This is a genomic window from Plantactinospora sp. B24E8 (assembly GCF_039871735.1).
Lineage (GTDB): Bacteria > Actinomycetota > Actinomycetes > Mycobacteriales > Micromonosporaceae > Plantactinospora.
The window spans coordinates 85,834-108,852 of sequence record NZ_JBDPMH010000018.1 but is presented as its reverse complement, the minus strand read 5'-3'; the positions used below and the strand labels follow the sequence as shown (position 1 = coordinate 108,852).

General features: G+C 69.1%; 16 protein-coding genes. 8 read left to right on the top strand and 8 right to left on the bottom strand.

The window, feature by feature from the left end; all coding sequences use genetic code 11:
- Positions 1-83: 83 nt before the first annotated feature.
- The 3 genes from ABGB21_RS23785 (at position 84) to ABGB21_RS23775 (ending at position 13,458) form a co-directional block, all read left to right on the top strand.
- Positions 84-3,950 (top strand): LamG-like jellyroll fold domain-containing protein, encoded by a 3,867-nt coding sequence (locus ABGB21_RS23785; protein WP_347679621.1) that lies wholly within the window; start codon positions 84-86, stop codon positions 3,948-3,950.
- Positions 3,951-4,066: 116 nt separating this feature from the next.
- Entirely contained in the window at positions 4,067-11,128 is a 7,062-nt protein-coding gene (locus ABGB21_RS23780) for a polymorphic toxin-type HINT domain-containing protein (RefSeq protein ID WP_347679619.1), read from the top strand.
- Between the two features lie 752 nt (positions 11,129-11,880).
- On the top strand, positions 11,881-13,458 hold the full coding sequence (locus ABGB21_RS23775; RefSeq protein ID WP_347679617.1) for a serine/threonine-protein kinase: 1,578 nt from the start codon (positions 11,881-11,883) through the stop codon (positions 13,456-13,458).
- Here ABGB21_RS23775 and ABGB21_RS23770 read toward each other — a convergent pair.
- Positions 13,430-14,113: a TetR family transcriptional regulator gene (locus tag ABGB21_RS23770; protein ID WP_347655999.1), complete on the bottom strand. Its 684-nt coding sequence runs from the start codon at positions 14,111-14,113 to the stop codon at positions 13,430-13,432. The genes ABGB21_RS23775 and ABGB21_RS23770 overlap by 29 nt on opposite strands.
- Before the next feature lie 85 nt (positions 14,114-14,198).
- Here ABGB21_RS23770 and ABGB21_RS23765 point away from each other — a divergent pair, with 85 nt between their 5' ends.
- Positions 14,199-14,999 (top strand): SDR family NAD(P)-dependent oxidoreductase, encoded by an 801-nt coding sequence (locus ABGB21_RS23765; protein ID WP_347679615.1) that lies wholly within the window; start codon positions 14,199-14,201, stop codon positions 14,997-14,999.
- 63 nt (positions 15,000-15,062) lie between these two features.
- On the opposite strand, the gene ABGB21_RS23760 is transcribed toward ABGB21_RS23765, so the two are convergent.
- Positions 15,063-15,557, bottom strand: a complete 495-nt coding sequence (locus ABGB21_RS23760; protein WP_347679613.1) for a TspO/MBR family protein — start codon at positions 15,555-15,557, stop codon at positions 15,063-15,065.
- Positions 15,558-15,665: 108 nt separating this feature from the next.
- On the opposite strand from ABGB21_RS23760, the gene ABGB21_RS23755 reads away from it, so the two are divergent.
- Positions 15,666-16,196, top strand: coding sequence for a hypothetical protein (locus ABGB21_RS23755; protein ID WP_347679611.1), 531 nt, complete (start codon positions 15,666-15,668; stop codon positions 16,194-16,196).
- 10 nt (positions 16,197-16,206) lie between these two features.
- On the opposite strand, the gene ABGB21_RS23750 is transcribed toward ABGB21_RS23755, so the two are convergent.
- Together ABGB21_RS23750 and ABGB21_RS23745 are read right to left on the bottom strand one after the other, a co-directional pair.
- A complete protein-coding gene (locus tag ABGB21_RS23750) occupies positions 16,207-16,695 on the bottom strand; it encodes a hypothetical protein (RefSeq protein WP_347679609.1) in 489 nt (162 codons plus the stop codon).
- Complete coding sequence (locus ABGB21_RS23745) at positions 16,692-17,261, bottom strand: DUF1772 domain-containing protein (RefSeq protein ID WP_347679607.1); 570 nt, start codon at positions 17,259-17,261, stop codon at positions 16,692-16,694. Before ABGB21_RS23745 ends, ABGB21_RS23750 begins: the two co-directional genes overlap by 4 nt.
- Before the next feature lie 209 nt (positions 17,262-17,470).
- On the opposite strand from ABGB21_RS23745, the gene ABGB21_RS23740 reads away from it, so the two are divergent.
- Genes ABGB21_RS23740 through ABGB21_RS23730 form a run of 3 tightly spaced genes read left to right on the top strand, consistent with a single transcriptional unit; the run spans position 17,471 to position 19,774 of the window.
- Positions 17,471-18,727, top strand: a complete 1,257-nt coding sequence (locus ABGB21_RS23740) for a sensor histidine kinase (protein ID WP_347679605.1) — start codon at positions 17,471-17,473, stop codon at positions 18,725-18,727.
- Positions 18,724-19,386 (top strand): response regulator transcription factor, encoded by a 663-nt coding sequence (locus ABGB21_RS23735; protein WP_347679603.1) that lies wholly within the window; start codon positions 18,724-18,726, stop codon positions 19,384-19,386. Before ABGB21_RS23740 ends, ABGB21_RS23735 begins: the two co-directional genes overlap by 4 nt.
- A complete protein-coding gene (locus ABGB21_RS23730) occupies positions 19,376-19,774 on the top strand; it encodes a hypothetical protein (protein WP_347679601.1) in 399 nt (132 codons plus the stop codon). Before ABGB21_RS23735 ends, ABGB21_RS23730 begins: the two co-directional genes overlap by 11 nt.
- 37 nt (positions 19,775-19,811) lie before the next feature.
- On the opposite strand, the gene ABGB21_RS23725 is transcribed toward ABGB21_RS23730, so the two are convergent.
- The 4 genes from ABGB21_RS23725 to ABGB21_RS23710 form a co-directional block, all read right to left on the bottom strand.
- Complete coding sequence (locus ABGB21_RS23725) at positions 19,812-20,465, bottom strand: hypothetical protein (protein WP_347679599.1); 654 nt, start codon at positions 20,463-20,465, stop codon at positions 19,812-19,814.
- A 49-nt stretch (positions 20,466-20,514) separates the two neighbouring features.
- Positions 20,515-21,252 (bottom strand): SDR family oxidoreductase, encoded by a 738-nt coding sequence (locus tag ABGB21_RS23720; protein WP_347679653.1) that lies wholly within the window; start codon positions 21,250-21,252, stop codon positions 20,515-20,517.
- A gap of 155 nt (positions 21,253-21,407) precedes the next feature.
- Positions 21,408-22,049, bottom strand: coding sequence for a hypothetical protein (locus ABGB21_RS23715; RefSeq protein ID WP_347679597.1), 642 nt, complete (start codon positions 22,047-22,049; stop codon positions 21,408-21,410).
- Positions 22,050-22,095: 46 nt separating this feature from the next.
- Entirely contained in the window at positions 22,096-22,938 is an 843-nt protein-coding gene (locus tag ABGB21_RS23710; RefSeq protein WP_347656015.1) for a helix-turn-helix transcriptional regulator, read from the bottom strand.
- Between the last annotated feature and the right edge of the window lie 81 nt (positions 22,939-23,019).

Here is a 23,019-nt window from a genome sequence, read left to right as displayed (position 1 = left end):
GATCGACTTGGTGGTGGGTCGTGGGCCGTCGGTGGCGTCGCGGACTGGCTGTGTGGGTGGCGGCAGTGGTCGCCGGAGTTGGAGTGGCTGTCCCCGGAGGAGGCCCGGCGGCTGCGGCGGCACCGGCCTGTACCGGGGTCGCGGACTCTGATGCCGAAGCCTTCGCGCTTGCCGTCGCGTGCGACGAGCCCGTGGTCGTGGATGGCTCACGCACGGAGTTCGCGCAGGTGGTGGCGCAGCCGGATGGCCGGCTGCAGTTTGAGTCCGCGGTCGTGCCACAGCGCACTCGTACGGCAAGCGGTTGGACGGATGTCGACCTCGGGCTTGTTCGTGGTGGCGACGGTTTGTGGCGGCCGGCCGCGTCGGTGGCGGAGGTGGCGTTTTCCGGTGGCGGTGCGGGGCCGCTGGTGACCCTTTCCAACGGTGGGCGGACGATGGAGATGACGTGGTCCGGGGGCGTTCTGCCCGCGCCGGTTGTCTCTGCTGATTCAGCAACGTACCCGAACGTGCTTACCGATGTGGACCTGGTGGTACGGGCGACGCGAACCGGTTTTAGCCACGTCCTTGTGGTCAAGTCGGCGAACGCCGCGGCCGATCCTGCCGTGCGTCAGATCCGGTTCGGGCTCGGCGGTGACGCGCAGGTGCGGTCAGACCCGGCGGGGCGGCTGCGGGCGTCGGCGGGCGCGACGGTTGTCGCGTCGGCAGAGCCACCGGTGATGTGGGATTCCCGTACCACTCAAATGTCGACGCGTTCGGCTCTGCCGCAGACGTCGGATGTGGAGTTCCGGTCTACGGCCGCTGCGGCTGGGGATGCGGCGCAGGTGGCGCCGGTCGACGTGGAGGTAACGGATGGTGAGCTGGTGCTGCGTCCGGACACGGAGCTGCTCACCGCGCCTGATGTTGTTTTCCCGTTGTACGTGGACCCGGCGTGGTCGGTCGACAAGACGCGGTGGGCGTATGCGACGAACAACGGTTCGTCGAACTCCGACACCGGCCGGGCCCGGGTGGGGCGCGACGAGGAAACCGGTGTCCTCTACCGGTCGTTTTTCGAGTTCCCGACGACGGCGAACAACGTGTCGTTGAAGGGCAAGCACATCGAGTCGGGCTACGTACAGATGAAGCTGGACCACTCCTGGTCCTGCGGAAACACGGTCACGACCCTGTACCGGACTGCGGTCATCAACGCGACGCCGAAGGCGTCATGGTCGACAGCGTTGCGGGCTCACATGGCGAGCGCCTCCGGTCATGCGAACGAGGCCGGCGGATGTAGCTCCATCCAGCCCGACATGATCATGAACTTTTCGGGATCCGGTGTGCTCGACGCGTTGCGGATGGCGTCGGACGAGCGGTGGAACACGCTCACGGTCGGGTTGACGGCTCGTGCCTCGGATGGTTCCGGTGAGTCGACCCAGGACCGGTGGAAGAAGTTCTTCCCCAACGACGCGAAGCTTTTTGCGGACTACGACACCAAGCCCGGCGCGCCCCACAGTCTGGCGGTTGCACGCACTGTCTGCCCGGCCTCGGGCGTGTTGACGGTTGGCTCGTTGACCCCGACGTTGGCGGCGAGGTTCCCAGATGGTGACGGCACCAGAGATTCCCTGACCGGGACGTTCGAGTGGATTGAGGTACCGGCTGCCGGGATGGGGGCGGTGACGGACACATCACCGACCCGTAAGACGCCACCGCCGGCCAAGACAGGTCTCACCCCGGACGCGTGGACGGAGAGCAATCCGCTGTCGATCGTGGCGGAAAGAACGTATGCGTTCCGGGCGAGAGGCACCGACAAGGCGCCGTATTCGTTGACCGGGCCCTGGTCGGCTTGGTGTCAGTTCCGGGCGGACACGACGGTGCCGCCGGTGACGGCGACGATGCTGACGGTGCCGGCAGGCCCCGGTATGCGGGGCCGAGTTCGATTCCAATCAACGGCGACCGACGTCATGAAGTTCAAGTACGGCTGGGGTGGCGCGAGCAAGGAGGTCACCGCCCAGGGGACGGGACCGAAGTACGCCGAGGTCGACCTGATCGCGCCGAAGTTCGGCCGCAACGTGCTGCTGGTGCGGGCAGTCGACGCGACGTTGAACGAGGGCAGCGGGTCGGTCGAGTTCACCGTGGGACGGCCCACACCGCCGATCGCCAAGTGGGGCCTGCAGACCTATCCCGGTGTCGACCAGGCGGCCGCACTGGCCGACGGGCAGCAGGTGCCGACCGATTCGCCACTGACAGCCACGAACGTGACCTGGGCTGATGGCGTGCGGTTGGTTGGTGGACAGACGGCCACCTTCAACGGGTCCTCGTCGGTCGCGACGACCACCGCCAGCGTGGTGAACACCGCCGGCTCGTTCAGCGTCGCCGCCTGGGTGCGCCCAGGTGTCCTACCTACCGGCCACTCGAAGGCCGTTGCTCAGGAGGGCGTGGATGCCGGCGGCTTCGATCTGGGGGTACGGCCGGGTACCGGCTCGACACCGTACTGGGCGTTCGTCATGAAGGACACCTCGGCGCAGTCGAGTACGACACGGGCAGCGGCATCCACGACGGCGATCACGGCATCCGACGTGGGGCGTTGGACCCACCTGGCCGGCGTGTACGACGCCACGGAGAAGACGATTCGCCTGTACGTCAATGGTCAGCTGGTGTCGGAGGCGGACCGTACTGCTGCGCCGTGGTCGGCGTCCGGCCGGTTCGTCGTGGGCCGCGGCTTCGGGTACGGCGGGGCGGAGAACTGGTGGAACGGTTCGGTCGCCGATGTGCAGGTGTTCGACCGGGTGCTGGTGCCGCAGGACTTCACCGGCCAGTTGGCGGCCGATCCGTACTCCGGTGGGTTCAACGAGCCGGGCATTCTGTCGCCGGTTCAGGTGGGGAACTGGGACTTCGAGGCGGCGCGGTCCTGCTATTTGACGAACCTGAAACAGACCTGTGAAGCGCCGGACGCGGTGACCAGCTGGGACCGGTGGCTGGCGCTGACTCGGGGGAGCGCGGTGTCCTCGGGACACACGCTTGGGGGTTCAGGCTTGTGGTTGGACTACGAGTATTTCCCGGAGGATGGCTACACCGAGTCGTCTGAGGAGTACGGCCGCAGCGCGGTCAAGACCGGCGCGACGCCGCCGGATGGTGACGGTAACGAGTTCACCACCTGGCAGGAGACACCGGTGCTACGTACTGACGACTCGTTCACAATGTCGGCGTGGGTGATGCTGGACCGTTTGGACGGGGAGCGGACCGCCGTGTCGCAGCGGGGTGTGCACGAGAGCACTGCCTGGCTGAAGTACTCGCCCTCGGGCGGCGGATGGAAGTTCGCCGTCAGCAGCCATGACAGCACCAGTACGACCACGGCGAGTGTCACGTCGACGTCCATGCCCGAGATCGGTGCCTGGACGCACCTGACAGGCGTGTACGAAGCGGGCCGCAAAGAGATCCGGCTCTATGTCAACGGCGAGTTGGAGGGCCGCCAGTCGCTGGCGTTCACCCCGATGGTGTCGTCAGGGCCTTTGCTTGTCGGACGGACCCTGTGGCATGACCAACTTGTCGACCAGTGGACCGGCGCGATCGACAACGTCGCGGTCTTCCAGGGGGCGATGACCGACACCGCGGCATTTGACTGGTACAACTCGCAGACTCCGGTGGACCCGGGAACCAACACCATGACACGGGGAAAGCTGACCGATGGCCAGTATCTCCGCTCGGACATCGGCAACTACCAGCTGCTGATGCAGCCCGACGGCAACCTGGTCCTCTACCAGGCGGGCTTCCCACTCTGGGAGACCGGGACCTCGGGTAACCCCGGTGCCTATCTGCAACTGCAGGCCGACGGAAACCTGGTTGTCTACAGCGCCGACGATGTTGCCCTCTGGAGCTCCGGGACTGCGGATACCCCCGGAGACCGGCTCGTCATCCGCGACGACGGTGACCTGGTTCTGCTGGACGTGAACGGACAGGTCCTGTGGCGCAGGTGACCGGGCGCGACCGTCGACGTCGCATCCCGGACAACCGTCATGCGACATCGGGCGACACTCATCAAACCTCTTCCGCAACTCCGTCACGGAACCCGCTCTCCGGGAAGGAACAGCTGATGTTCGCAGGTTCGGCGCGCCGTTCGTGGCGCGGGCGTCGGGGCCTTTCCACCACCGACCGCCGGCGCTCGGTTCTTGTCGGAGCGCTCGTGGCGGCATTGCTGGCGGCTCTCGTGCCAGGTGTTCCGGCGCTGGCCGCACCAGCGCCGGAGGCACGGAAGCCGTCGGCACCTCCGGTGGAGAAACTGGACGACGATGGTGGACCGGTGACGGGCAAGGCCTGGTCGCAGCAGCGAGTCACCTCCTCGCCCGCGCCGGAGCCGGTGTGGCCTGAGCCGGAGCGGGCCCGGGTCGATCTCGCTGCGGCGTCCGCGCGTACCGCCGGAGCACGGGGAACGCGGGCGGGAGACCTGCCGGTCTGGGTGAGCCCCGCCGACAAGGCGTCAGGTGATCGGCTTTCGAGCCTGGACCTGCAGGTGGTGGATCGGGAACGGGTTCCGCAGGCCTGGCGGGACGGCCTGGTGCTGAAGGTGGCCACGCCGTCCGGAGAGCCGGGCGGTGCGGCGAGGCTGTCGGTGGACTACAGCGGATTCCGGCACGCGGTCGGTGGCTCCTGGGCGTCCCGGCTGCGGTTGTGGCAGGTGCCGGAGTGTGCGCTCACCACACCGGAGGTGCAGGGATGTCGGGCGGCACCGCTGCATACCTTCAACGATCTCGCAGCGGGTGTAGCGTCGGCTGAGGTGGACGTACCGGCGCAACCGTCGCGACCCACTGCCCGCTCTGCCGACTCCGCGCCGCAAACGGCCTCCACGTTCGTGGTCCTCGCAGCCGCGGCCTCGGGCAAGGACGGCGACTTCGGCGCCACCGATCTGGCGCCGTCGTCGACCTGGACGGCCGGTGGGTCGTCGGGTGACTTCTCCTGGAGTTACCCGCTGCGGGTGCCGCCGGCGACGGGGCCGGTCCCAAACATCGGATTGTCCTACTCCTCGTCCGTCGTCGACGGCCGGTCGGAAGTGACCAACAACCAGCCGTCGTTGATCGGCGAGGGCTTCGACTACTCACCCGGTTTCATCGAACGTCGATACGTGCCGTGTGCGGAGGACACCAAGAACGGCGCGAACGGCAGCGAGACCAGCGGTGATCAGTGCTGGCGTTCGGAGAACGCGACGTTGAGCCTGAACGGCCGCGGTGGCGAGCTGATCTTCCAGACCGGCAAGGGCTGGCACTCCCGCAGCGAGGACGGCTCAAAGATCGAAAAGCTGACCGGCGCGTCGAACGGTGACGCCGGTGACTCGGACTACGGGGACGTCGGCGAGTACTGGAAGGTGACGACCACCAACGGCACCCAGTACTTCTTCGGCCTGCACAGCCTGCCTGGCCAGACGGCGAAGACGAACTCGACGCTGACCGTTCCGGTGTTCGGCAACCACTCAGGGGAGCCCTGCCACGAGAGCACGTTCGCTGGGTCGGACTGTAAGCAGGCGTGGCGGTGGAACCTGGACTACGTCGTGGACGTGCGCGGCAACACGATGTCGTTCTGGTACGAGAAGGAGACCAACAAGTACGCCCAGAACGCCACCGACTCCGACGACGTCAGCTACGACCGGGCCGGTTACCTGACCCGAATCGACTACGGCACCTACGACCGCACCACGGCGACGCACGGGGTGACCGAGCGTAACGTCACACCGTACGCCCAGGTGGTGTTCGAAACCGACAACCGCTGCTTCTCCGACTGCGGCACCGAGTCGGACCCGACAAAGGAAAACTGGAAGGACACGCCCTGGGACCAGGCGTGCAAGGACTCGGCGACGTCGTGTCCGCAGCAGTACTCGCCGACGTTCTGGTCCACGAAGCGGCTGAAGAAGATCACGACCCGGGTGTGGGACACCACGAAGACGACTCCGGGCTGGCAGGACGTCGAGTCCTGGACGCTTTCACACACGTTCGCCGCCACCGCCGACTCCACCCATGAGGGACTGTGGCTGGACCGCATCGACCACGCCGGCCTGGTCGGCGGAACGGTCAACCTGCCACCGGTGACCTTCGAGGCGTATTCGCTGCCCAACCGGGTGTTCACCAAGCACAGCCCGACGGACAACTGGCTGCGGATCGCCAGCATCGTCACCGAGACCGGTTCCCGGATCAAGGTCGACTACTCGGAACCCGAGTGCACCGAGGCGATGGTCGAAAACCTCCCGCCGCACACGAACACAAAGCGGTGTTACCCGGTCAGGGTGCCGGATCCGAACGACCCGACCGGCAAGGCCCTGGTCACCGAGTGGTGGCACAAGTACCGCGTCGAGCATGTCGCCGAAGACGACGTCCAACTGGTCGGCGCCAGCCCGGCGCCGTCGAAGCACACCTGGTACGAGTACGTCGGTGACCCGGCGTGGCACTACGCCGACGACGACGGCCTGTCCAAGCCCGACCGAAAGACGTGGGGTCAGTGGCGCGGCTACGCCCAGGTGAAGACCCGGGTCGGTGACGACCCGGCCACCCAGACGTTGGCCGTGACAACCTTCATGCGCGGCATGCACGGCGATAAGGCCAGCCCGTCAGGTGGCACCCGCACCGTCACCGTCCCCGCCTCCCTCGGGTCCGAAACCGTCTACGACGAGGACCAGTTCGCCGGACAAATCCGCGAACAGGTCGTCTACAACGGCGTCGACACCAAACCGGTCTCCAAGACCGTGAACGTTCCGTGGCGATCCAACCCCACGGCCAGCCGCACCATCAACGGCGACCTGGTCGAGGCCCGGTACGTCGACACCCGCATCAGCTACACCGCGACCGCCCTCGGTGTTGACGGCGACCGCGGTTGGCGGGTCTCCCGGGGCGTGCAGGACTTCGACCACACCTACGGCACGGTCAACTGGTCCCAGGACGACGGTGACATCGCCGAAACCGGCGACGAGAAGTGCATCACCTACCGCTACAACCGCAACCTCGGCAAGAACCTGACCGGGATGGTCAAGCAGACCACCACCGCCGCCCTGCCGTGCGGTACGTCGCCGACCAGCGTCGACGACGTCATCACCGACGCGCGCAGCTACTACGACGGCGCGACCAGCGTCGACACCGCACCGACCTTCGGCTCGATCAGCAAGTCCGAGCAGCTCAAGGACTGGGCGCCCGGCACCGGAACGGTGTGGCAGACGGTGTCGCAGGCTAGCTACGACACCACCGGCCGCACGTTGACCAGCACCGACATCAAGGGCAACGTCACCACCACCGCCTACACCCCGACCATCGGCGGGCCGGTGACCAAGACGACCACCACCGGCCCGGCACCCTTCAACTGGACCACCAGCACCGAGTTCAACCCGTACTGGGGCTCCACCACCAAGGGCACCGACCAGAACGGAAAGATCACCTCCGAGGCCGAGTACGACGCCCTCGGCCGGGTTGCCAAGGTGTGGGAGTTCGGCTGGCCGAAGAGCGCCAACCCGACCCGACCGTCGGCCCAGTACAGCTACACGTTCGCGACGAACCGGAACGCCTACCCGTACATCCGGTCGCAGGCGATGAACCCAGACGGCAACTACGTCACCTCGTACCAAATCTTCGACAGCCTCATGCGACCCCGCCAGACACAGTCGATCGCGCTCGATGGCAGCGGCGACCGGGTGGTCACCGACACCCTCTACGACGAGTTCGGGCGAGCGGCGACCACCTACGGCGCACACATCGAGCGGGGAACGCCGAGCGGCGAGTTGTGGGGGGAGCCGGCATGGTCGGTGGATGCCATAACGCAGACTCTCTTCGATCGTGCATCGCGTCCCACCAACCAGATCTTTCTGGCCGGCGACGGGGTCAGCATCGTCGAGGAGAAATGGCGTACCGTCACCAGTCACGAGGGCGACCTGACAAAGGTCACCCCACCACGTGGCGGCACACCCACTACCACCGTGACTGACGCCGAAGGGCGAACGGTGGCGCTGCGACAGCACACCACTCCGGCAGGCGTCTCCGGGCCCCACCAGGAAACCCGGTACGTCTACAACCACAAGGACCAGCTCGTCAAGACGGTCGACACCGCCGGCAACGAATGGGTCAACGAGTACGACGTCCAGGGCCGCCAGTGGCGGACGACCGACCCGGACAAGGGCACCACCACCAGCACCTACAACGAATTCAACGAGCTGGTCAAGACAACCGACGCCCGCGGCAAGTCACTGTGGTATGTCTACGACCAGATCGGCCGTAAGAGGCAGCTACGCGACGATTCCGCCACCGGCGCACTCCGCGCCGAGTGGAAGTACGACACCCTCTTCTCCGGCCAATCCGGGTTCCGAGGCCAGCTGACCCAGGCGATCCGCTACGAGCCGGCCGGCTCAAGCAACGCCTACCGGTGGCAGGTAGCCCAGTTCACCCCCCGCTACCAGCCGAAGGCCGTCGACTACGTCATCCCCGCTGCCGAGACCGGCCTGAACGCCACCTACGGATTCGGCTACGGGTTCTCCGATGCGACGGGTACGCCGACGTCGATCTCGTACCCATCCGGCGGCGGGCTTGTCACCGAGCAGGTGACGACCGACTACGACGCGACGACCGGCCTGCCGGTCCGGCTCGACACCAGCATCACCGGTGGGACGTCCCCCACGACCATGGCCACCGCCTCCTACACCGCCTACGGGGAGCGGTCCGGCGGCATCTACAAGATGAGCGGCGGCTACTTCACGCAGGACACCGTCTACCGAGACGAGGCCACCCGGCGCGTCACCCGCACAACAGTGGAGCGGGAATCCGCCGAAGGAACCGTCTCCGACCGCAACTACCGCTATGACGACGCCGGCAACATCACCTCCATCGCCGACACCCCCACGGACGGTCAGGCTGACACCCAGTGCTTCCGCCAGGACGTCCTCGGTCGGCTGGCTACCGCCTGGACGCCGAAGGACGGCGTGGACTGTGACACCGACCCCACCGTCGCCAACCTGGGCGGGCCGGCACCGTACTGGCACGACTGGACCTTCGACACCACCGGCTCCCGGCTGACCGAGACCAGCCACACGGTCGCAGGTGACACCACCCGCGACTACACGTTCCCCGAGGGCGGTCCGGACGCCGTCCAGCCACACGCCGTCACCGAGATGACCACCACCGCCCCGGGAAAGCCGGCCGCGGTCTCGCAGTACGACTACGACGAGCTGGGCAACACCACCTGCCGGCCGGCCGCCGACACCGCCAACGACTGCACGACCAAGAACGGCAGTCAGACGCTCGAATGGGACGCCGAAGGGCGCCTCGCCACCGTCAGCACCAACGGCCAGACCATCGAAACCAACATCTACGGCCCGGACGGCGGCCGGCTGATCCGCCGCGACGCCACCGGCACAACCCTCTACCTGCCCGGACAGGAAATCCGGCGCGAGGGCGGCGTCAACACCGGCACCCGCTACTACAGCTTTGCCGGCACCATCTGCGCCAGCCGCGCCGGCGGCTCCGGCAGCTCCGCGAACAACGCCCTGACCTGGCTCTACCCCGACCACCAAGGCACCCAACAGGTCGCCATCAACGCCGGGACCCAGGCGGTCACGATCCGCCGGCAGACCCCGTACGGGGAGGCCCGAGGCGAAAACCCGATCTGGGTCAACCCCAAGGGCTTCGTCGGCGGTGACAACGACCCCACCGGCCTGGTCAACATCGGAGCCCGCCAGTACGACAAGACCCTCGGCCGGTTCATCTCCGTAGACCCGGTGATGGACCTCAGCGACCCCCAACAGTGGAACGCCTACGCCTACAGCTACAACAGCCCGATCACCAACTCCGACCCCACGGGCATGCGACCCGAGTGCGGCGGCGGCACCGGCACGTACAAGTGCAGCAGCGGCGGCCCAATGGCCAATAGTGATAGAAGATGGCCTGACACCATCAGTTCAAACACCGAAGCCACCCCGGAGCAGATTGCGCAACATCGCAAACGCGCGGACGATGCGCGTAAAGCTGCGGAAGACGACCGCAAGAAACGCGAATGCCGGGCCAGCTTCTTCTGTCGCCATGCCGGTAAAGTTGGTGCGGCCGCAGGCATCGTTACCGGGGTAGTGGTGGGAGCGGGCTGTTCAGCCGCGAGCTTCGGCGTGGGTACGGTCGGCTGCGCCGCCATCGGTGGCTTTGTCGGTGGCGCCGTGGGCTCCCTTGTCGGCAACGCCCTCGACGGCGAAGACGAGGGCGTTGGGGAACTTGTCGGCGAGGCGCTACTGGATGGCGCTATCGGAGCCGTTGTGGGAGCAGGCGCCGCTGTCGTCGGTGCCGCCGCCTTCGGCGCCGGGGTTGCCTTGAGTTCAGGAATGGGCCTCAAGGCCGCCGGTCAAATGGCGAAGAGTAGCGTGCGTTCGGCTCTTGGGAGGGGATGCCTCAGTAACAGCTTTACGCCCGAGACTCGGGTGGTCATGGGCGACGGTTCGACCAAGGCGATCAAGGATGTCGAGGCGGGAGACTTGGTCCTCGCCACCGATCCGGAGACGGGGAGGTCCTCTATCAAGGCTGTTGCGGCGACGATCGCTGGAGTTGGCAGCAAGAATCTTGTCAGGATCGGCGTCGATTCCGACGGAGAGGGTGGTGACGCCGTAGGCGAGCTGGTCGCTACCGACGGGCACCCATTCTGGATGCCAGCACTCGGCCAGTGGCGTAACGCTAGCGACCTTTTGCCGGGCCAATGGCTGGAAACCTCCGCCGGAACCTACGTACGAATCACGGCAATCAAGCAATGGACGCAAATCGCTCAGGTTTACAACCTTAATGTCGCCGACATTCATACGTACTACGTGTTGGCGAGCGGTACTCCGGTTCTAGTACACAACTGCGGAAAGAATCAGGGCGTCTATATCTTCGACGACCTGAGCAAGCCTGGATACCTGCGTGTCGGCATGACTACGAACTTCGATGTGCGTCTCGCCAGGCATATAAGCGAAGGTAGGTTGCGGAGTAAGGCGGATGCGATCTGTATTCATGTGTGTGGTGCTAATGATAAGCCACTTAGAATCATGGAACACATTATGAAGGTCGAACTGCAGAAGTGGGGTTTCAGACTAAGTAGCGGCATCGAAGGACGAGGGCGGAATCTTTACAACGTTAGGAGTCCTCGGTTTGTGCAGTTGGAGCTTCCGCTAGAATAGGCGAGGCGTGCTGGCTCGAGCCCGGGATGTCTCGCAATCTTCCAGACTCAGGCGGCTCAATGCTTATGGCTAGGCTGGTGTTTTTCTGTGGGTAAGTGGGGTTACGGTCCTTTCGAGAACGACGGAGGCGCTGATTTTCTTGACAGCTTGCCGTTCGTTTCGGAAAGCGATCGCGTTGGTGTGTTAAGGCAGGGGCTTGTCGATGTGGCAACCTCCGTAGAGTGGGTCAATGGATCTGCGGCCGAGGTTGGTTTGGCTGCAGCGGCTATTATTGCGGCTGGATTGGGAGGTGGCGAGGAGTTCCGGCCCCGAGGCCTGAATATTGAAGCAACTATTCCTCCAGTGTCATCTGAGGTCGTAAGCCTGGCTTGTGAGGCTATCGACCGCTTGCTCGTGGGTGACAACGACGTAAGCGAGGATCGGGCCGCAGCGGGTGAGAAGCGCGATCATGATGCCGTGTTGACCCGCTTGCGGGCCGTCCTTAGCAACAATGGTTCTGCTGACCAGCAGACGCTCTGGTAATCGAGTGGGAAGGCTCCGCGACCACCGCTTCGTCCTCGAGCCACCCATGCGGAGGCAGTCGTTCGCCGGATGATCGATTCGGTGTTGCATGATTTTGGCAGGCGGGATTGCTGATCACGTGATCGGGCTTGCTGCGAGGTCAAGTGAAACCGGCACGCTTCCGGCCCTTCGGGCGGAAGGCGTCTGTAGCGCCGGGTGCGGGACGTCCCCTCGGGAAGGGCGGGTCACGGGTGACGGTGCGGGCAGAGCCGATCGCCGGCCGGTACGAACTGGTCGAGGAGATCAACTCCGGTGGCATGGGTCAGGTATGGCGCGGCTACGACGGCGTGCTCGACCGTGAGGTCGCGGTCAAGCTGATCCGGCCGGACGTGGCCGGTACGCCGGAGGAGGCCGACGAGTTCGCCAAACGGTTCCGCCGCGAGGCCAGGGTCACCGCCCGGGTCCAGCACCACGGCGTCCCGCAGGTGTACGACGCCGTCCTGGACCGCCCACACGACCAGGTCTACCTGGTGATGGAGTACGTCCGCGGCACCTCGCTGCGCGCCTTCATCCAGCCCGACCGTCCACTGCCGATCGACTGGGCGGTGGCGATCGCCGCCCAGATCTGCACCGTGCTGTCGCACGCGCACGCCGTACCGGTGGTGCACCGGGATCTGAAGCCGGACAACGTACTGGTCACCGAGGACGGTGCGGTGAAGCTGCTCGACTTCGGCATCGCCGCGATCCTGCGTACCGACGTCACCCGGCTCACCGGCACCGGCGGCCTGGTTGGCACCCACCACTACATGTCGCCGGAGCAGATCCAGGCCGCCCAGGTCAGCCCGCACAGCGACCTGTACGCCCTCGGCTGCCTGCTGCACGAACTGCTCACCGGTCGGCACGTCTTCACCGCCGAGACCGGGTTCCAGCTGATGTACCGGCATGTCAAGGAGCCGCCGCCGGCGGTGCGGCTGTGGCGGCCGGACGTACCCGAAGCGCTGGAGCGGCTGGTCCTGGAGCTGCTGGCGAAGGTCCCCGAGCAGCGGCCTGCGGACGCGTACGCCGTGCACCAGCGGCTGCTGCCGTTCCTGCCGCCGCCCGGGGCCGAGTCGCCGCCCGTCGGTCCCGAGCTGTCCGCGATGCCGGACCCGACCCTGCTCTACCGGCGGCCGAACGCGCCCCGTCCCGCGCCGGCTCCCGCGCCGCCCGCCTCGGCGGTCGAGGAGCAGGCGACCCCACCCGTGGCGGTCCGCGCCGACACCGCGCTCCGCGACGCGATCCGGGAGGCGGTCGCCGAGTCCACCGAGCTGCTGGAGCAGGAGCGGTACGCCCAGGCGGCCGAGGTGCTGGAGAACATCATCGCCCTGGCCGGTGACGCGCTCGGCACGGAGAGCCGGCAGGTGCTGGTGCTCCGGGCCCGGCGCGCCGCCAGCCTGCTCTTCGGCGGCGACTACCGGCGGGCGCTGCCCGAGTTCGACGCACTGGTAGGGGCGTACACCCGGGTCGGCGGGGTCGGGAACCCGGACGCGGTGGACTGTCTGCGGCAGGCGGCGTACTGCCGGGCGGAGTTGGGCCAGGCCACGGCGGCGCTGCGACAGTTCCGGGAGGCGCTCGGCCACGTCCGGGACGAGGGCGGGGACGCGAGCCAGACCGCGCTGGACATCCGCCGCAGCATCGGGCTGCTGCTGCTCTCGGAGGGACGGGAGGCCGAGGCGGTCGCCGAGCTGCAGCCGCTGCACGACGACCTGTTGCTGGTCTACGGCGCCGACGACGAGGAGACCCGGGAGATCGCCGACATCCTCACCCGGCTGCGTCGTCAGCAGCCGTAACGTCGGCCTCCGCGTCGAGGTCTGTCGGCGGGTCGAGGTCGGTCGACTCGTCGGAATCGGTCGGCGGGTCGACCAGGGTCCAGATCAGGTCCCGCAGGTGGCGGGCGAGGGTTTCCTCGTCAGCCTCACTGAGCGCCGGGGTCGCGACGACCCGGCGCATCAGCCACACCCCAGCGATCAGGGAGAGCAGCAGCTCCGCGCGGACGGCGGCGTCCGCGCCGCCGAGCAGGCCGGTGACGTGGCTGCCGACGTGCCGCTCGATGCCGGCCCGGATGATCTCGGCGGCCCGCGGGTTGGCCGCCGAGCGGAGCATCAACAGGAACGGGTCGAGGTCGTCGGCGTCCGACGCGGTTCGCGCGGCAAGGGTGCTCGCGGTCTGCTCGGTCAGCGCCTCCCGGTCGGTGCCGACGACGGTACGCGGCGCGAAGGACCGGTCCACCACCTCGGCGAAGAGCTGCTCCTTCGACCCGAAGTAGCGGTTGACCAGCATGGCGGTCACCCCGGCGTTCCCGGCGACCTCGCGTACTCCGGCGCCGTCGTAGCCGACCCGGGTGAAGGACTCCTGCGCAGACCGCAGGATCGCCTCTCGGGTGGCGGCGGCGTCCCGCCGTCGGGTGCCGGGACTTTTCCCAGCTCCGGGTGCGTTGTGGCTCATGTCTACGAGCGTAGACTACTTCTTCCATCAGGTCTACGGTTGTAGACATAGCAGACTGATGCACAGACGAAACGGGGAAAATCTCATGGATCTGCAACTTTCGGGCAAGCGTGCCCTGGTGACCGGTTCGAGCTCCGGGCTCGGCGTGGCGATGGTGCGACTGCTCGCCGCCGAGGGCGCCGCGGTGGTCGTGCACGGACGGGACGAAGGACGTGCCCGGGCCGTCGCCGACGAGATCCGGGCAGCGGGTGGCACCGCCGACGTCGCGACCGGTGACCTGACCACCGACGCGGGCGCGGACAAGGTGGCGGCGGAGGCCCTGGCCGGCGGACTCGTCGACATCCTGGTCAACAACGCCGGTGCGTACCAGCACCTGTCCTGGACCGACGCCACCCCGGACACCTGGGCGGAGACCTACGAGGGCAACGTCATCTCCGGGGTACGGATGATCCAGCGCCTCGTGCCGCAGATGCGCGAGCGCGGCTGGGGACGGGTGATCACCATCGGTGGCGGCCTCGGCACGCAGCCACTGTTCCAGCACCCGCAGTACAACGCCACCCTCGCCGCCCGGCACAACCTGGCGGTGTCGCTGGCCCGTGAACTGCGCGGCTCCGGCGTGACCTCCAACGTCGTCGCGCCCGGCGCGATCCTGGTCGACGCGGTCAAGGACCTGCTCACCGGACTCGCCCCCGAACGCGGCTGGGGCGAGACCTGGGAGGAGATCGAGCAGGCCGCCACCAACGACCTGGTGCCCAACGACATCCAGCGGATGGGGCGACCCGACGAGATCGCCTCCGCCGTCGCGTACCTGGCCAGCCCACTCGCCGGCTACATCAGCGGCGCCAACCTGCGGGTCGACGGCGGCACCATCCGCAACGTCAACTGACCATCGGTACGTGGAGCACGGCCCGGTCACCCGCCCCTCGAGTGACCGGGCTCCTTCCGTACCTCAGGCGCTGAGCTGCCAGATGGTGAAGTTGAGCGCGGCGGCGAAGGTGACCCAGGCCCAGTACGGCAGCAGCAGCCGCGCGGCCGGCCGGGAACGGCGCCCGAACAGCACCACGGTCACCCCGATGAGCAGCCAGAGCACGACGATGTCGGCGAAGGCGAGCCCGTAGCGGCCGGCACCGAAGAAGAGCGGGGTCCAGATCGCGTTCAGCACCAACTGTGCCGCGTAGACGACGAGCGCCCGGTCGAAGCCGGCCCGCCGCCAGTAGAGCCAGCCGGAGACCCCGATCAGCACGTAGAGCACCGTCCAGACCGGGCCGAACAGCCACGACGGCGGCGCCCAGGACGGTTGCCGGAGGTTCTGGTACTCCTCGGTGGTGCCCTGCACCCCGAGCCCGCCGATCGCGGCGGTGACCGCGACCGCCACCAGGAATCCGAGCAGGACCAACCAGCTGCGGGCCGGCGTCCGACGCCGGGACGGGGTGTGGGTCACCATCCGAGGAGAGTTCCCGGACTCGGCCCCGGACAAACGGCGACAGCGGTGCGACGAACCGGCCACCGCCGGGCGCAGGCGTCGTCGGAGAGGCATGCGATCGTATCCGGCATGACGACGCTGGCCCAGCTCCGCACCACCGCGCTCTCCCTGCCGGAGACCGTCGAGCGTGGCGCCCGGCCCGGCCCGGTGACCTTCACCGTCCACGACCGGGAGTTCGCCTCGGTCGACCCCGACAACCGGGTACGCCTGCACCTGCCAGCCGCCGAGGCGGACCAGGTACGGGCCGAGCACCTGACCGGGGAAACGACGGCGACCGGTGTGCGGGTGCCGCTGCGGGACATCAACGGTCAGCAGCTCAACCACTGGGTACGGCGTGCCTGGCTCGCCCACGCCCCCGAACCGCTCGCCGCGCGGGTGGCCGCCACCGGCACCGCCGCCCCGGGTCAGGTCGGTGACCTGCCCAGGGCCATCGGCAGACCCGCCACCCGGGCACTTGCCGGAGCCGGCATCAGCACGCTGGCCCAGGTCGCCGACCTGACCGCCGCCGAGTTGGCGGCGCTGCACGGAGTCGGCCCGAAGGCGGTCCGGATCCTCCGGGAGGCGCTCGCCGCCACCGGCCGTACGCTCCGGGACGGCTGACCGGCAACCGTCACCGACGGTCGGACAGTTGCCGGCCGACCTGGCCCGGAGCATTGTCGGCTGGCGGCACGACCCGGCACAGCAGGGCCGCGACCGCACCGGTGACCGCGCCGACGAACGCCCCGGTGACGAGGCTGGAGAATACGGCGGCGGTCCGCAGGATGCCCTCCTGCGCCCCCGGGTCGAGGTCGGCGAGGTTGCCGCCGAGAGCCGGGGTGGTCTGGTCGAAGGTCGAGTCCCAGAGCAGTTGGTGGCCGACCGCGAGGAACACGCCGTAGAGCGCGCCGACGAGCAGCACCGTCAGGAACGGGCGGGACGGGCGACGCCACAGCACGGCCGCGATCCAGCACAGCGGCGGCAGGAACACCAGCAGCCCGTTGACCAGACTGCCCTCCTCGATCACCCCAAGGTCGTGCAGCACCACCCGGGGTACGGCCAGCGCGGCCAGCCCGACCAGCACCGGCCAGGAGAATCCGGGGGTACGGGCGGTCCGGCTCATCGTCCGGCCCCCGCGTCCGCCGGAGCCCCCGCGTCCGCCGGAGCCCCCGCGTCCGCCGGGGCAGGCGCGTCCGCCACGGCAGCCGCCCGCGGCGCGGTGTCGCGGGTGAACCGCAGCAGCGCGGTGAACGCGAGCACCGCCGTGACCAGGCCGCCGGCGAGGCGTACCCAGTGTCCGGCGACGAACTCGCCGGCGACCTGACGCAGGTACTCGGGGGAGTGGGTGCCGACCGGGTCGATGAACATGATCTCGTTACGTGGCCAGAAGAAGACCACCGAGAAGAGGAACTCGCAGGCGATGAAAACCGCGGCGGCTCCGGCGACCAGCCAGCGCAGCCGGCGGTTCCGCCAGGCCAGGGCCGTGGCGGCGAGGCTGCTGAGCACCACGGTGGCGCCCAGCGGCGGGAAGTAGTCGCTCGGCCCGCCAGCGACCAGGAACTCCCGGGCCCGGTCCAGCGAGGCGGGCGCGTCACCGAAGATGTTCGGATAGAGCATCACTGTCTCGGCGGCCACCCCGCCGAACGACATCATCGCCGTCCAGACCAGGGCGATCAGAGCAAACCACATCAATCGGGTGCGTAACACTGTGTGCATCCCTTCGGAAGTTGTCGGACAAAGCGGCTCTGTCGAGCCGTCATCGACGCTAGGCAGCCGTACCGCGACCGTCTGCCGCGCGGCGGCGCGATCCGGGGTCGCTTCTCGACGTACGCCGGATCCCGGAACTGACGCCCGGCGACGACAGCGGTCTCACCCCGGGCCGGCCTACGCTCGGCTGCGTGCAGGCCACCCCACCGACCCGGACCGACGCGCTGCTCGGCGCCGCCACCTTCCTGCTGGTCGCCGCCGCCGTGGTGACCGACAACGCCGCACCCGGCCGGGCCGCCCTCGCCTACGGCTTCGCGGTCGGACTCGGCGCCCTGCTGCTCTGCGCCCGGCGGTGGCCGGTGCCCGCCCTGCTGGTCACCGCGCTCGGCATCGTCGCCTACTACATGCTGGACCTGCCGCCGATCGGGCTGGCCGCGCCGGCCGCCGCCGTGCTGTACCGGGCGGCGGAACGTGGCCGGGCGGTGGCGGCGGCCGTCGTCGGCGCGGTGCTGCTGGCGGTCTCGGTCGGCGCCCGCCTGGTCGAGGGCGACGACGTCTCGATCGTCGTCGGCTTCGACCTCGGCTCCGAGGCGGCACTGATCCTCGCGGTCATCGCCCTCGGCGACGCCGTCCGCAACCGGCGGTCACTCCGGGCCGAACTGGCCCGGCAGGCGGCGGTCGCCGACGAGGAACGCCGCCGGGAGGCCGCCCGGCAGGTCGAGGCCGAACGGCTCCGCATCGCCCGCGAGGTGCACGACACCCTCGGACACACCATGTCCGTGGTCACGCTGCAGTCCGCGGTCGCCGAGGAGGCACTTGCCGACAGTCGACCCGACCGGGCCCGAGACGCGCTGGCGGCGATCCGGTCGGCGGGCGGCTCCGCCATGGCCGAGCTGCGGGCCACCCTCGGTACGCTGCGCCGCGACCCCGGCACCCGCGAACCGGCACCCGGCCTCGACCAGTTGGCCACCCTCGTCGACGGCGTCCGCCACAGCGGGCTGGCGGTCGAGCTGCGGGTCACCGGTGACGTCGACACGCTGCCGACCGTCGTCGGGACCACCGCCTACCGGGTCGTCCAGGAGGCGCTGACCAACACCCTGCGGCACGCCGGAGCCACCCGGGTCGAGGTCACCGTCCGGGTGACCGGCGCCGAACTGTCGCTGGAGGTCGTCGACGACGGTCGGGGCGCGCGGGCGGTCCCACCCGGCCCCGACGGACCGCCCGGCACGGCCGGGCAGGGGCTGCGGGGCATGGCGGAGCGGGTCACCCTGCTCGGCGGCACCGTCGAGGCGGGCACCATCGGACCCGGCCGCGACACCCCAACCGCCGGCACCACCGGAACCGCCGACACCATCACCACCACAGGCAACGGCGGCACCGCCGGCACCGTGGCGAGCGGCGGCTTCCGGGTGTACGCCCGACTGCCGCTGCCCGGGAGCCGGACGTGACCCCGATCCGGGTCGTCCTCGTCGACGACCAGCACCTGGTCCGCACCGGACTCCGCGCGCTGCTCGAACGTACTCCCGAGATCGCCGTCGTCGGCGAGGCCGGCGACGGTGCCGGGGGGCTGGCCGTCGTCCGGACGGAACGACCCGACATCGTGCTGATGGACGTCCGGATGCCCGGCACCGACGGGCTGACCGCGACCCGACAGATCCTCGCCGACCCGAAACTGGCCGACGTCCGGGTGGTCATGCTGACCACCTTCGACGACGACGAGTACCTGTTCGAGGCCATCCGGGCCGGTGCCGCCGGCTTTCTGCTCAAGGACACCCCGCCGGACGCGCTCCGGGAGGCCGTCCGGCTCGTCGCGGACGGAAACGCGCTGCTGTCGCCCGCCGTCACCCGGCGGGTCCTCGCCGCGGTGGCCCGGTCACCGGTCGCCGACCCCGGCCGGCTCGCCGGACTCACCGACCGCGAACGGGACGTCCTCGCCCAGATCGGCGCCGGACGCTCGAACGCCGAGATCGGCGCCGCCCTGTACCTCAGCCCGGAGACCGCCCGCACCTACGTCAGTCGGCTGTTGAGCAAACTGCACGCCCGGGACCGTTCCCAACTTGTGGTGATCGCCTACGAGAGTGGGCTGGTCCGCCCCGGTGAGACCTGACCACCGGCCCGCCAGGGGCGAGTTCGCCTGGCAGCCGGACGGGCTCTTCATCCGGCAGGTGACCGACGTCGACACGATCCCGGACGGCACGCCACAGCAGTGGCGGGACAACGCGCCCTTCCCGATGTACGCGCTGATCGGGCTCGACGACACGACCGGCGAGTTCACCATGCTCTACACCGACGGCCGGGGCGTGCACCGGGTCTACCGGATGACGTTCGCGGACGGCGGTTGGCGGATCTGGCGCGAGGCACCCGGCTTCCACCAGCGGTTCACCGGCACGCTCGGCGTCGACGGCAACAGCGTCGACGCCCGGTGGGAGATGTCGAAGGACGGCACGACCTGGAATCTCGACTTCGAGCTGGGTTACGTCCGCCAGCACGGCTGACCGCCGGACCGGCTGACCAGGCGGGGCCGGCGAGCCATCAGGGCGGGGAGCCCGCCGGCTCCGCCGCGAACGGGCCAACCCGGACCGCCGCCGGAAACCTCTCCGGCGTGAAGTGCCGGAACGCCTCGGTCGCCGGGCCCGGATCCAGGTTCAGTGCCGCCAGGATCTCGTGGTGCTGGCATTCGGCGCGCAACCGCGACGAATCGTGCTCGGACACGTCGCCGCGCAGGGCGGCGTGCAGGCGTACCAGGTCGACGTCGCCGACGCCGAGCGGCGCGAACGACGCCGGGTCGTCGCCGGCCGGCCCCGGCGGCGGCAGCGGACCGTCCTCCGGGTACACCGTGCCGTCGAGGCCGATCCAGCACTCGTTGTCGTCGTCGTCCCACCACTCCACGACGTACGACCGGTCCGACACGTAGGAGTGGACCTTGTCGCCGTCGTGGTGCAGGCCGACGCTCAGTACGTCGGAGTCGTGGACGTCGAAGCTCGCGGCGGAGCAGTCGGGTACCAGGCTCAGCAGCCGGGCCAGTTCGTCGGTGTCGGCGTACCCGTGCTCGTCCTCGCGCGGCAGGACAGCCCAGCGGCCCTCGGCGACCGGCGCCACGTACGCCTCTCGCCGGAGCAGGGTCAGCGCGTGGCGGAGGTTGTCGAGGGGGCCGGTCACCAGCACGGTCTGATAGGTCGTCCCCATGCGACGGGATGCTAGACAGCGGCTACGACAACGCCGACCGTGGGGACCGTCAGCCCTGGGCGGTCGGGCGGACCACGATCTCGTTGACGTCCACGTTGCCGGGCTGGGTGATCGCGTAACCGATCGCGTCCGCGACCGCGGATGCCGGAATGGCGAGCTGCTCGGCCGCCGCCCGGACGGCCGCCCGGACCTGCGGGTCGCCACCCCGGTCGGTCAGCTCCGACTCGGTGAAGCCGGGGCTCACCACGGTCACCCGGATCTCCCGGCTCTCCTGCCGCAGCCCCTCGGACAGCGCCCGGACCGCGTACTTGGTGGCGCAGTAGACGGCGGCGGTCCGGTCGACCCGGTGCCCGGCCGTCGAGGCTACGTTCACCACGTGACCGCTGCCCCGGGCCTTCATCAGCGGCAGCGCGGCGGCGATCCCGTGCAGGACGCCGCGCAGGTTCACGTCGATCATCTGGTTCCACTCGTCGACCCGCAGTGCGTCGAGGGTGGACAGTGGCATCACCCCGGCGTTGTTCACCAGTACGTCGATCCGACCGTGCCGCCGGTGGGCGGCCTCGACGAAGCCCCGTACGCTCTCCAGGCTGGTCACGTCCAGCTCCTGGTGGTCGACCCGGCCGCCCGCCGCGCGGATCTCGGCGGCGAGGGCGGCGAGCCGGTCGGTACGTCGGGCGCCGAGCACGACGTGGTGTCCGTCGGCGGCGAGCCGGCGGGCGGTCGCCGCCCCGATTCCGCTGCTCGCCCCGGTGATCAGGACGATCCTGCCGTTGGTGTTCGCTGTCATGGTCACGAAAACTCCTGGTCGCTGTCGCGGTCGCCGCGTGGTCCGCGGCCAGGAGCAATCGTGCGTCGACGGTGGCGCCGGAAGAAGGGCGCGTCTTCCTGGGTGTGGCACCCCCTGGCAGTGCTGTCGGCCCAGGTCAGCGGGACAGGGACGGCTCAGCGCAGGGCGGCGTACGCCAGCGGCAGCGGTGTCGGCTGCCCGTCCCAGCTGCCGGTCAGCACGGCGCCGGTGCCGGTCGGGGGAGTGCCGTCGGCGGCCAGGCAACGGACCACGGCCAGCTCCAGCGGATCCGTCACGATCCGGGTCGGTTCACCCTCGACAACCAGCCGGTGCTCGCCGAGGTGCGGCACCTCGGTACCCGGGTCACCGCTGCTGGCGATCGCCATGCTCGGTGCCCGGACCTCCCGCTTCCCGGCCACCTCGAAGTGCTCTTCCGCCTGACCGGTGGCGGCGAGGACCGCGTCGGCCAGCGCGGCCGCGTAGACCGGATCGCCGCAGCCGTCGTAGACCCAGCGCCGGCCGAGCACGGAATGGTCGGTGGTGCCGATCAGCCAACCGTCGGCACCGTCCAGCGGCGCGTCACGGTAGGTGAGCGGCACCTGGAGCACCGGCCCGTCACCGAAACTGACAAGCATCGTCTCGATCCCCACCCGGCCGGCCGGGTCGTCGAAGCGGTAGGCCGCCACCCGGACCAGTTCGGCGCCGGGCCGACCCTGGTACCAGTCACGGCCGGGCAGCCAGCCGGCCAGCAGTTCGAGCTTCGTGGGACGTATCTCCGCCCGGTGCAGCAGTGCCATGGCGGGATGGTAGTCCCCGTTCCTGGTGGTGCTGCCGTGACGTGACCTACTGGTGCTGTGACGTGACCCGCGTCGCTGCCAGGTAGGTGAGCGCCTCGGCGCTGCGGCTGCCCGGCTCCGGCGTACCGACAAGAAGCTGCTGACCGGGGGCGTCCCGTACGTCGAACGTCTGGTACGTCAACTCGACCCGGCCGACCTCCGGGTGGACGAAGACCTTGAACAGCCGGCCCAGGCCGCGTACCTGCTGGTCGGCCCAGAGTGACCGGAACTCCACCGAGTCCCGCCGCAGTTCGTCGACGAGGGCCCGTAACTGTTGGTCACGCGGAAAGAGGCCGGCGTTGAGCCGTAGTGCGTACACCACGTTCTCGGTCAGGGTCGGCCACTCCGGGAAGACGATCCGTCCCTGCGGATGCTGGAACAACGCCCGGACCATGTTGGTCTGCGGGGCGAACGGGCTCAGCAGCGCGGCGGCGATCCCGTTGGCGGCGAGGACGTCGAACGCCGGACCGAGCACGTAGGCGGCCGAGGTCGGGAAGGCGTCCAGGAGTTGCCGCAGCGCGGGATGGACCCGGTCCGCCGCCCGGTCCGGGCCGAGCCGCGGGTTGAGTCCGGCGAGCCGGAACAGATGTCCCCGGGCGTCCGGTCCGAGCCGGAGTGCCCGGCCGATCGCCTCCAGGACCTGCGGTGACGGGTTCCGCTCCCGGCCCTGTTCCAGCCGGGCGTAGTAGTCGACGCTCACCCCGGCCAGTACGGCGACCTCCTCGCGGCGCAGCCCGGCGACCCGGCGGTCACCACCGCCGCGCAGGCCGACCTCGGTCGGCTCGACCCCGGCCCGCCGGGCCCGGAGGAAGTCGCCGAGCGGGTTGCTGTCGCGGGCAGCGCCGGCCATGCTGACCAGCGTAAACGCTTCTGGTCCAGGACTGGCAGGGTGTGGTGCACCCAGGCGGCGAGACCCTGGCAACCGTCGTAC

Excerpts from the sequence above, each read along its gene's own strand:
- ABGB21_RS23780 (WP_347679619.1), top strand. The coding sequence starts at position 4,067 with ATGTTCGCAGGTTCGGCGCGCCGTTCGTGGCGCGGGCGTCGGGGCCTT.
- ABGB21_RS23770 (WP_347655999.1), bottom strand. The coding sequence starts at position 14,113 with ATGAGCCACAACGCACCCGGAGCTGGGAAAAGTCCCGGCACCCGACGG.
- ABGB21_RS23765 (WP_347679615.1), top strand. The coding sequence starts at position 14,199 with ATGGATCTGCAACTTTCGGGCAAGCGTGCCCTGGTGACCGGTTCGAGC.
- ABGB21_RS23760 (WP_347679613.1), bottom strand. The coding sequence starts at position 15,557 with ATGGTGACCCACACCCCGTCCCGGCGTCGGACGCCGGCCCGCAGCTGG.
- ABGB21_RS23755 (WP_347679611.1), top strand. The coding sequence starts at position 15,666 with ATGACGACGCTGGCCCAGCTCCGCACCACCGCGCTCTCCCTGCCGGAG.
- ABGB21_RS23750 (WP_347679609.1), bottom strand. The coding sequence starts at position 16,695 with ATGAGCCGGACCGCCCGTACCCCCGGATTCTCCTGGCCGGTGCTGGTC.
- ABGB21_RS23745 (WP_347679607.1), bottom strand. The coding sequence starts at position 17,261 with ATGTGGTTTGCTCTGATCGCCCTGGTCTGGACGGCGATGATGTCGTTC.
- ABGB21_RS23725 (WP_347679599.1), bottom strand. The coding sequence starts at position 20,465 with ATGGGGACGACCTATCAGACCGTGCTGGTGACCGGCCCCCTCGACAAC.
- ABGB21_RS23720 (WP_347679653.1), bottom strand. The coding sequence starts at position 21,252 with ATGACAGCGAACACCAACGGCAGGATCGTCCTGATCACCGGGGCGAGC.
- ABGB21_RS23715 (WP_347679597.1), bottom strand. The coding sequence starts at position 22,049 with ATGGCACTGCTGCACCGGGCGGAGATACGTCCCACGAAGCTCGAACTG.
- ABGB21_RS23710 (WP_347656015.1), bottom strand. The coding sequence starts at position 22,938 with ATGGCCGGCGCTGCCCGCGACAGCAACCCGCTCGGCGACTTCCTCCGG.